This window comes from Thermococcus sp., assembly GCF_027012695.1.
Lineage (GTDB): Archaea > Methanobacteriota_B > Thermococci > Thermococcales > Thermococcaceae > Thermococcus.
Genome location: NZ_JALUYR010000026.1, coordinates 1 through 1,004, shown reverse-complemented (window position 1 = coordinate 1,004; position 1,004 = coordinate 1). Strand labels below are relative to the sequence as shown.

At 50.3% G+C, this 1,004-nt stretch carries 2 protein-coding genes and 2 pseudogenes; all 4 read left to right on the top strand.

The window, feature by feature from the left end; genetic code table 11:
• Positions 1-169, top strand: a pseudogene (locus MV985_RS01370) (phosphotransferase); the annotation flags it as partial.
• A 35-nt stretch (positions 170-204) separates the two neighbouring features.
• A complete protein-coding gene (locus MV985_RS01365) occupies positions 205-447 on the top strand; it encodes an AbrB/MazE/SpoVT family DNA-binding domain-containing protein (RefSeq protein ID WP_297458964.1) in 243 nt (80 codons plus the stop codon).
• A complete protein-coding gene (locus MV985_RS01360; protein ID WP_297458956.1) occupies positions 444-854 on the top strand; it encodes a putative toxin-antitoxin system toxin component, PIN family in 411 nt (136 codons plus the stop codon). Before MV985_RS01365 ends, MV985_RS01360 begins: the two co-directional genes overlap by 4 nt.
• Positions 851-1,004 (top strand): annotated as a pseudogene (locus tag MV985_RS01355) (thiamine-phosphate kinase); the annotation flags it as partial. The gene MV985_RS01360 and the pseudogene MV985_RS01355, both read left to right, overlap by 4 nt.

The window sequence follows — 1,004 nt, the reverse complement described above, 5'->3', positions numbered from 1 at the left end:
GGGCAGGCTGATAGTGATTCCCGGTGGCGGCGGAAAATACGGCGAGATAAGACTGCCTGAGGAGATAAAGAACGCCTCCATAGACGAGCTTGAGAGCGTTGAGGTCTCCCTCGCGGAGGAAGAGAAAAGGAGGCAGAGGAGCATAACGGAGTTCCTCCGAAAGGATTAAATCCAGGATGTAAGAATTTCTTACCGGTGGGACAAATGGAAGTGGTTCGCGTGTCCTCAAAGGGTCAGGTAGTCATTCCCAAGAGGGTTAGGGAGAAGATGGGTATAAAGGAAGGGGATTACCTCCTTTTAGTCCAGGACGGGGATATCATCGTCATGAAAAAACTCGACATTAACCTGGAGGAGGTGTTCAGGGAAGGAGAAAGACTAGCAAAGGAGAAGGGAATAACCAAAGAAGACGTTGAGAGAGCTATCATGGAAGTGAGGTACGGGAAATGAGACTCTCCCTGGACACAAACGTTTTAATCTCCGCTTACTTCTGGCATGGTACAGAGAGAAGGCCTCTCTGGGACTGCCTTCGCGGGTCTCATGAGTGCTATATCTCCGATTATGTGATTTATGAACTGCAAAAGGTTCTCATTGGCAAGTTTTCCCTTCAAGAAGAGAGCGTTGAGCGCTATCTATCCGTTCTCATGACGTTTTTGGGTCTTATCCACACGGAGAGCGGTCCCGAAGTTTCCAGGGATCCCAAGGATAATCCAATACTTTGGGCTTGTGCCAAAGGTAACGTGGATGCTCTTATCACTGGAGACGGTGATCTCCTATCGCCGAGGAATGACGAGAAACTGCTGTGCCCCGAAAATAGCTGTTTTAAGGTCCTTCGAACAGGGGAGGTGCTGGGATGAGGGAATCCGAAATCATCGAGCTCTTCCTCAAACACCTCAAAAGGCAGGGTGATCTGCCCCTTGGAGATGATGCCGGGGCAATAAGGCTCGGTAACGGCTGGCTGGTCGCTACCAACGATATGCTCGTCAGAAAGACGGACGTCCCGGAGA